Source organism: Halolamina salina (genome assembly GCF_042678005.1).
Classification (GTDB): domain Archaea; phylum Halobacteriota; class Halobacteria; order Halobacteriales; family Haloferacaceae; genus Halolamina; species Halolamina salina.
This window is the reverse complement of sequence record NZ_JBHUDH010000144.1, coordinates 1-7,243: the sequence shown is the minus strand read 5'-3', so window position 1 is coordinate 7,243 and position 7,243 is coordinate 1. Positions and strand designations below refer to the sequence as shown.

Here is a 7,243-nt window from a genome sequence, read left to right as displayed (position 1 = left end):
CCGTCGGCGGCGGCCGCGCCCGCCGGTTCGTCGTCACGCAGGAACTCGAGCGAGCCGCTGGCGTACGACGGCGTGCCGGGGAAGTTCTCCATCGGCGGCGGGGAGGAGACTGCCCACTCCGCCGTCGTCGAGTACGGCCACGGGTTCGCCGCGGCGTCGTCGCCCGCGACGATGCTCTTCGCGAGGTTGTAGATGATCAGCAGGAACCCGACCCCGAGGACCACCGCGCCGACCGAGGCGAGGCGGTGCCACGGGACGTACTCCGGCCGGTAGGCGAACACGCGCCGGGGCGTCCCCCACGCGAGGAACAGCGGGAAGTACAGCAGGTTGAACCCGGTGAAGTACACCGCGAAGCTCACCTTGCCGAGGAACTCGTCGTACGTCTTCCCGGTTATCTTCGGGAACCAGTAGAACAGCGCCGCGATCAGGCCCGTCACCCCCGAGACCATCACGTAGTGGAAGTGGGCGACGACCCAGTAGGTGCCGCGGAACTCGTAGTCGAGCACGACCGCGCCGAGGAACACGCCGGTGATCCCGCCGACGATGAACAGCACCAGCGCACCGAAGGCGTACAGCATCGGCGTGTCCCACCTGATCCGCCCCTTGATGAGGGTGTAGATCAGCGCGAACACCATCAGGTCGAACGGCAGCGAGATCCCGATGGTGGTCGCCATGAACAGCGTCTTCACCTCGAGGTTGATCGAGGTGAGGAACATGTGGTGCATCCAGACGATGAAGCTCTGCAGCGCCACCAGCACCATCGAGACGATGAACCACTTCCGGCCGACGATCCGGTTACCCGAGAACGTCTGGAAGATCTCCGCCATCGCGCCCAGCGCCGGGAAGAACACGATGTACACCTCGGGGTGGCCGAAGAACCAGAACAGGTGGGTCCACAGCACGGACCCGCCCGCGGTCGTCGCCGCGAAGTACGTCGTCCCGAGCATGCGGTCCGACAGCAGGATCATCGCCGCCGCCAGCAGCGCCGCGAAGGCGAGCAGCATCATCCAGACCGTCAGCAGCCACGACCAGGTGAAAAGCGGCAGCGAGCGCATCGTCAGGCCGGGCGCCCGCATGCGGTGGATGGTGGTGATGAAGTTCACCCCACCGACCGTGACCGAGGCACAGAACACCACGATCGCCAACACCGTCGTCGTCGCCCCGATGCTCGGCATGAACGCCGGGATGTTCAGCGGCGCGTACAGCGTCCACCCGCCCGCGTAGGAGGCGCCCTGGAAGAACGACGCGAACACCAGGATGCCCGAGGCCAGGTAGAGCCAGTAGGAGAGCGCGTTCAGCCGCGGGAACGCCAGGTCCTCCGCGCCGATCTGCAGCGGCACGACGTAGTTCGCGAACCCGGTCGCGAACGGCGAGATGAACCAGAACACCATTATCAGGCCGTGTAGCGAGACGGCCTGATTGTACGCCATCGCCGAGAGGATCCCCTCGCCCGGCGCTCGCGGCGACCACATCTGGGAGCGGATCAGCAGCGCGAGCACCCCGCCGAAGATGAGGAAGAACATCGCCGTCGCGATGTAGAGGATGCCGACGTCCTTGTGGTTGGTCGTGACGAGCCAGCGCTTCAGCGACCACCGCGGCGGGAGGTGGCCGTCGTCGTGGCTGTCACCCGGCAGTGCCGTGCCGCCGTCAGTTCGTGGTTGTGTGTCGTCTGTCATGCGTTACACCCCCGCCGCCGCGACGCTGGCGGCGGACTCGTTGCTCGCCGACTGGTTGTTCGCGGACGCGGTCTGGGACGCGTACCAGTCCTGGTACTCGTCCTGCGGCATCACGATCACTTCCGCGTCCATGTAGGAGTGACCCTGCCCACACAGCTCGTAACAGTGGGCCGAGTACGTCCCCGTCTCGGAGGCCTCGAACCACGTCTCCGTGGTCTCGCCGGGGATCGCGTCGGACTTCACCCGAAGCTCCGGAATCCCGAAGTTGTGGAACACGTCCGACGAGGTCACCCGTAAGTTGACCTGCCTGTCGACCGGAACGCGGAGCGTCCCGGAGGTGTTCACCCCCGCGTAGCTCCCGTCGTCCTCAAGGTAGTGGAAGTTCCAGCCGAACTGGTACCCCTCGACCTCGACGTCGACGCCCTGATCGCCGGCCTGCCCCTCGACGAACAGCAGCGTCCCGTAGGTCCACGCGATGAGCGAGATGACGATGATCGCGCTCAGGCTCAGCGAGAGGAACAGCTTCTTCCCCTTCCCCCCGCCGGTCGGGACCTCACCCAGCTTCGGGCGGTCCTTCTCGTCGCTGCCGCCCTCGTAGCTGTATTTGTACGCATTGTACAACATGTAGCCGATAACGACGGCTCCCACCAGGGTCCCGAGTACGAGGAACACCCAGTAGATCTCGTTGAACACTTGCACCCGTGTCCCGTCGGGGACCAGCCCGCTCTGGAGCACGGATGCGGCTGTAGCATCAGGTATCATCGGCGACCTTGATAGTGGGCATTCGCTCCGCTCCGACCTTAGTGGTTTCGAACGGTTTCGCACGCGCGCGAGGCGATCGGGCGTCGACGACCGGCAACGCTCCCGCCGAGAGATAGGAATAAGGTCGGCCGATCCCATGTCGTGTGTATGCTTCACGCAGAGGGGCCGATGCTCACCGTCGACGTGGGGGAGCGCAGCGCCGACACCGTCGACATCGACAGCGTGCTCGAACGAACCATCGGCGGGCGCGCGACGGCGACCGCGCTGGCCCACGATCGGATACCGTTCGACGCCGACCCGTTCGGCCCGGAGAACCGGGCGTACCTCTCGACGGGGCCGATGCAGATGAGCCGGACTTCCTTCACCGGCCGGATGAACATGACGGGGCTCTCGCCGCTGACCGACGGCCTCGTCTCCACCAACGCCGGCGGCTACCTCTCGCGGAACTTCGCCGGCGCGGGGCTCTCCGTGCTCGAACTGGCCGGCGAGAGCGACGAGCTGCTCGCGATCCACGTCACCGACGGTCCCGACGGACCGGAAGTCGAGTTCGAGGAGGTGCCCGAACTCGAGGGCGCCGAGACCAGCCGCGTCTCCGCGTACATGGAGAGCCACCACGATCTCGGCCCCGAGAACTGTATCACGATCGGCCCCGCCGGCGAGAACCTCGTCCGGTTCGCGTCGGTGATGACGTTCGACTCCCGGGCGTTCGGCCGCGGCGGCATCGGCGCCGTGCTCGGCAGCAAGAACGTCAAGTGCGTCACCTTCGAGGGTGACTCGACGCCCGACATCGAGATCCCGGACCCGCCGGCGATGGACGTCCACCGCGAGGCCGCCACCAGCGACGACCTGATGCGCCGGCAGGGGACCACCGGCAACACGGAGTTCATCAACGACAACTTCTCGATCCCGACGCGGTACTTCGACGACTACGAGTTCGAGAGCATCGAGAGCATCGGCGGCAACGCCGTCGAGGAGAAGAAGTACAAGAAGGGCGCCTGCTCGCAGTGTGCCTACGCCTGCAAGCTCCCCACGCGGGACGAGGAGCGCGGCGTCGAGACGGAGGGGCCGGAGTTCGAGACGGTGTACTCCTTCGGCACCTGTCAGGGCGTCGGCGACATCGTCGACGTGATGATCTCGAACGAGCTCTGTGACGAACTCGGGATGGACACCATCTCCGCGGGCGTCACCGTCGCCGCCTACCTCAAAAGCGAGGACGCCTTCGGCGACGCGGAGTTGGCCCACGAGACCCTGGAGAAGATCGCCCACCGCGAGGGGATCGGCGACCTGCTCGCAGAGGGGACCGCCCGCGCCCACGAGGAACTGGGCGTCGACAACTACACCGTGAAGGGGATGGAGTTCGCGGCCCACGACGGCCGCACGCTCCACGGACAGGGGCTCTCCTACGCGGTCGCGAACCGCGGCGCCGACCACATGTACGGCGGGATGCTCGGGCTGGAGTACTCCGGCGAGGTCGATCCCGAGGGGACGCTCGGCAAGGCCGAGACGCTCGTCGGACTGGAGAACCACAACGTCGTCCGCGACTCCGCGGTGATCTGCGCCTTCGGCGGCGACTACATGACCGACGAACGGCTCGAACAGCTACTCGGCGTCGACTACGAGCGGCTCCAGTCGCTCGGCGCCGAGACGATCGAGCGCGAGCGCCACTTCAACAACAAGCGCGGCAAGGGCGTCGACGACGACGACCTGCCCTACGAGATTCCGGATCTGGCCGAGGCCGTCCAGGAGTACTACGAGGCCCGCGGCTGGAACGAGGACGGCACCGTCCCGGACGCGGCAATCGACTCGGTCGCGCCTGTGGCCGCGGACGACTGAGGGTTCGGGCGCGCCCGCGGGCTACCCGCCGTACACCGACGGGACGATCCGGACCACGTCACCGTCTTCGAGTTCGGTCGCGAGCCCGTCGAGGTGGGTCACGTTCTTCTCGTCGACCGTCACGACCGTCGATCCTTCAGTCTCGCCCGCTTCCTCGTCGACGAGCCGGCCGTCGAGGCTCGGGTACTCGGCCTCCAGACCGCGCAGAAGTTCGCCGACGGTCGTTCCGGGGTCGTACTCGCCGCCCACGTCCTCGACGCCGGCGTCGTCGCGGAACGGACCGAACAGCTTGCAGTCGACTTGCACGGCCGGCACGTCGGGCGTCGGGGGAGAAGTAGCCAGCGGTCAGCCGGTGGTGACGATCTCGACCACGTCGCGGTGGGCGAGCTCGTGGTCCGCGCCGACCTGTCGGCCGGAACGGCAGTCGATGCCGTGGAGCAGGCCGTCGCCCACGTCGGAGTGGATGGTGTACGCGAAGTCCTCGACGGTGCCGCCCTCGGGGAGGACGAAGCAGTCCCGGAACACGCCCTTCTCGTCTTTCGACCCGTTGGCGCTGCCCGGGAACACGCCGATACAGCCCAGCGTCTCGAACAGCGCGGTCTCGAGCACGTCCTGCACGCCGGTGCCGCCGTAGTTCCCGACGAACTCGCGGATCTGTTCGAGTCCCTGTTCCTGCTCCGTGCTCACGTCGCCGACGATCTCGAAGTCGGATTCGCCCGGGGTGTACTCCACGACGCCGGCGTCGTTCGCCTTCTTCAGTGACTTCTCGGCGTGGGCGCTGACGGGCACGAAGTCGAGGTGGTCGTACTGCTCTTCCTCGGTGATCTCGGCCCAGTTCTCCTGTGCGGCGGGCGTGTCCATCTTGTTGGCCGCGATCACGATCGGCTTGGTGCGCTTGCGGATCTCGCGGGCCAGTTCCTCGCGCTCGTCGTCGTCCCACGCTTCGGGGTCGAAGCCGATCCCCTGCCCGAGGATGATCTGCTTGATCTCCTCGGCGACGATGCCGAACGCGTCCATCTGCTCGCCCAGCGCCTCCTCCACGTCGCCGTCGCCGCCGTGGTAGCCCGAGAGGTGGCGCTCGATCCCCTTCTCCAGCACGTCGAGATACCACATGTCGATCTCGTTCTCGAGGAACGCGATGTCCTCGCGCGGGTCGTGGCCCTCGGTGGCCTCGCCCTCGAGGTCGGTCTCGCCGGAGAAGTCGACGACGTGGACCAGCACGTCAGTCTCGTTCAGGTCCGCGAGGAACTGGTTGCCCAGTCCGTTCCCCTCGTGGGCGCCGGGGATCAGGCCGGCCACGTCGACGAGCTTGACCGGGACGAACCGGGTGCCGTCGTCGCAGTAGCCGACGCTCGGTGTACACGTCTCATCGAACTCCGGGGCGGCACACTCCACGCGAACGTACGCCTCGCCCACGCTCGGGTCGATCGTCGTGAAGGGGTAGGCGCCTTCCGGCACGTCGTTCATCGTCGCGGCGTTGAACAGCGTCGACTTGCCCACGGAGGGCTTGCCGACGAGTCCGATCCGATAACTCATTGGAACAGCCGACGTGGTTCCCGGACAAAAGCCGTCCCATCGGCGCCGTCCGGGGCTGAGACTCTCACACACGGGCGAGCCGGAGGGGATTTGCCCCGTCGGACCCGAGTGCCGGGCATGAGCGACGACGCGGACGGGACGGACGAGGCACGCGAGGGTGACACGTTCGGCGTCGGGATTCGTGTGACGGAGAGCGAGCTGCGCGTGGTGGTCAGAGTGCCGTCGGACATCGACTCGGGATGGACCGACCCCGATTCGTTCCAAGGGATGGTGGAGCAGGTGCTCTGGGAACGGCTCGATCAGGAGGAGACGCTTCAGGCGATCGCGGCAACGACCGAACCCGGAGAGACCACGATGCTCGGGACGGTGACGCTCCGCCCGGACGGCACCGTCGTCGAGAGTTCGCTCGCGGCGCCGTCAGTCGGGGAGTAGCTCGACCGCGAGCCCGAGCTCCGCGGCGCGCTCGCGGTCGTAGCGCCGGCAGTCGTACCGGTTCGGTCCGTTCGTGTCGGCTCGGACCGCCAGTGCGTCCAACTGTGCCAACGCTGACAGCGTCGCGCCGAGCGTACGCGAGGAGAGATCGGTGTCGAGCTGGCCGGCCTGTACGTACGAGCGGTCGACCCGATCTAAGATCTCGATCGCGTCCCGCCAGTACTGCCGGAAGTAGCCGAACGTTGTCGGGTCGATCGCCCGGAGCCGTCGCACCGCGGTCGGCGCGTCGGAGTCGAACGCCGGTTCGCCGACGGTTTCCGCGAACGCGTCGCCGAAGGCGACGGCGTCGCACAGCGTATCCTCGGGGACGCCGGCGACGATCCCCGAACCGTCCTGTGTGGTGCGCGCACGGAACCGATCGAGGAGGGGTTCGACGGTCTCCCGATCGGTATCCTCGCGGAGGTCACGCAGCGACTCGACGTACACCACGGTCCCGCGCGGGCTCTCGTCCCACCCGTCGAGGAACCGATCGCACACCGACCGGATCGCCTCGCCGGTGAGCGGGCGCTCCAGTTCGGTGACGACGAGCTCGTTCGAGACGACGTTCGTCCGTGTCTCCGTCGTGGCGCCACGGCTGAAGTCGAAGCAGTCGACGATCGCCAGCTGTGTCGCGTCGCCGCCGGATCGCTCCCAGCGGCGATGCCACTCGTCGGCCGTCGAGTCGGTCACCACCGCGATGACGTTCTGTCCGGCCGCGTGCTCGCGTAGCGCCCGCATCGCCCGATCCACTCCAAACGAGAGGAGTGCCGGGCCAGCGTCGGGCATCGTTGTCGATTACAACACCCGAACGGGTATAAAAATACGTGTTGCGGCGGATGGGATATCCGCTCGAGGTATCGAAAACGAGCGGGGAGCGATCGCTTCGCTTCCCGCTCGAAGGTTCGAGAATGCCGCAATGAGTAGAGAGACGGCGAGTGCACTTTCCCAGCGGGTCGCCCACGCCA

Annotated in this window: 7 protein-coding genes (1 of these 7 cut by a window edge); 2 read left to right on the top strand and 5 right to left on the bottom strand. The window is 67.0% G+C overall.

Annotated elements, in window-relative coordinates; genetic code table 11:
• Both ACFR9S_RS12425 and coxB read right to left on the bottom strand, forming a co-directional pair.
• Nucleotides 1-1,676 carry the 5' portion of a cbb3-type cytochrome c oxidase subunit I gene (locus ACFR9S_RS12425; RefSeq protein ID WP_379818790.1) on the bottom strand. It extends 841 nt beyond the left edge of the window, so 1,676 of the gene's 2,517 nt are visible here — the first part of the coding sequence; its start codon is at nt 1,674-1,676; its stop codon lies off the left edge, out of view.
• A 3-nt stretch (nt 1,677-1,679) separates the two neighbouring features.
• Nucleotides 1,680-2,438: a cytochrome c oxidase subunit II gene (gene coxB, locus ACFR9S_RS12420; RefSeq protein ID WP_379731363.1), complete on the bottom strand. Its 759-nt coding sequence runs from the start codon at nt 2,436-2,438 to the stop codon at nt 1,680-1,682.
• A 147-nt stretch (nt 2,439-2,585) separates the two neighbouring features.
• On the opposite strand from coxB, the gene ACFR9S_RS12415 reads away from it, so the two are divergent.
• Nucleotides 2,586-4,271 carry an aldehyde ferredoxin oxidoreductase C-terminal domain-containing protein gene (locus tag ACFR9S_RS12415; protein ID WP_379731364.1) on the top strand — a complete coding sequence of 562 codons (1,686 nt, stop codon included), beginning with the start codon at nt 2,586-2,588 and terminating at the stop codon, nt 4,269-4,271.
• A 21-nt stretch (nt 4,272-4,292) separates the two neighbouring features.
• Here ACFR9S_RS12415 and ACFR9S_RS12410 read toward each other — a convergent pair whose 3' ends face one another.
• Together ACFR9S_RS12410 and ACFR9S_RS12405 are read right to left on the bottom strand one after the other, a co-directional pair.
• Nucleotides 4,293-4,577, bottom strand: coding sequence for a ubiquitin-like small modifier protein 1 (locus ACFR9S_RS12410; RefSeq protein WP_379731365.1), 285 nt, complete (start codon nt 4,575-4,577; stop codon nt 4,293-4,295).
• Nucleotides 4,578-4,616: 39 nt separating this feature from the next.
• On the bottom strand, nt 4,617-5,807 hold the full coding sequence (locus ACFR9S_RS12405; RefSeq protein ID WP_379731366.1) for a redox-regulated ATPase YchF: 1,191 nt from the start codon (nt 5,805-5,807) through the stop codon (nt 4,617-4,619).
• 117 nt (nt 5,808-5,924) lie between these two features.
• On the opposite strand from ACFR9S_RS12405, the gene ACFR9S_RS12400 reads away from it, so the two are divergent.
• Nucleotides 5,925-6,239: a hypothetical protein gene (locus ACFR9S_RS12400; RefSeq protein ID WP_379731367.1), complete on the top strand. Its 315-nt coding sequence runs from the start codon at nt 5,925-5,927 to the stop codon at nt 6,237-6,239.
• Here ACFR9S_RS12400 and ACFR9S_RS12395 read toward each other — a convergent pair.
• Complete coding sequence (locus ACFR9S_RS12395) at nt 6,225-7,064, bottom strand: DUF7504 family protein (RefSeq protein WP_379731368.1); 840 nt, start codon at nt 7,062-7,064, stop codon at nt 6,225-6,227. The two genes, ACFR9S_RS12400 and ACFR9S_RS12395, sit on opposite strands and share 15 nt — an antisense overlap.
• Nucleotides 7,065-7,243: the final 179 nt, after the last annotated feature.